This is a genomic window from Pantoea sp. Tr-811, from assembly GCF_011752535.1.
Lineage (GTDB): Bacteria > Pseudomonadota > Gammaproteobacteria > Pseudomonadales > Pseudomonadaceae > Aquipseudomonas.
This window is the reverse complement of record NZ_VWXJ01000073.1, coordinates 1-392: the sequence shown is the minus strand read 5'-3', so window position 1 is coordinate 392 and position 392 is coordinate 1. Positions and strand designations below refer to the sequence as shown.

1 protein-coding gene is annotated in these 392 nt (G+C 60.7%); it reads right to left on the bottom strand.

The window, feature by feature from the left end:
• The coding region (locus F3J44_RS29480) for an immunoglobulin-like domain-containing protein (RefSeq protein WP_167278017.1) at positions 1-392 on the bottom strand (392 nt) is incomplete at both ends.

The following is a 392-nucleotide window of genomic DNA, read 5'->3' as shown; positions in this document are numbered from 1 at the left end:
TGATGCTCTGGCCGTTGGCCAGCGAGATCACCAGGGCAGAGCCAGTAACCGGTGCCGTTACGGAAGCGGTATAGGTGACTACACCACCTTCGGTGACCGAAGGGGTAGCGGTCAGCGTGACGGTCGACGTGTCGATGGTGTCGGTCACGGCAGTCACGGCAGGCGTGCTGCTGACTTCCAGCTTCTCGAAATCACCACCTGTAGTACCGGTCACGGTCACGCTGACATTACCGGCGTCGACGTAGACGGTGTTAGCCGGTGCAGCAACGGTAATGCTGCCTTCGGTCTGGCCCTTAGCGATGGTGATGGTCTCACCGTTGCTCAGGGTCACCTTCATTTCGGTGCCAGCCGGGTTGGTCAGCGTGGCGGTGTAGATGATCTGGCCGCCTTCC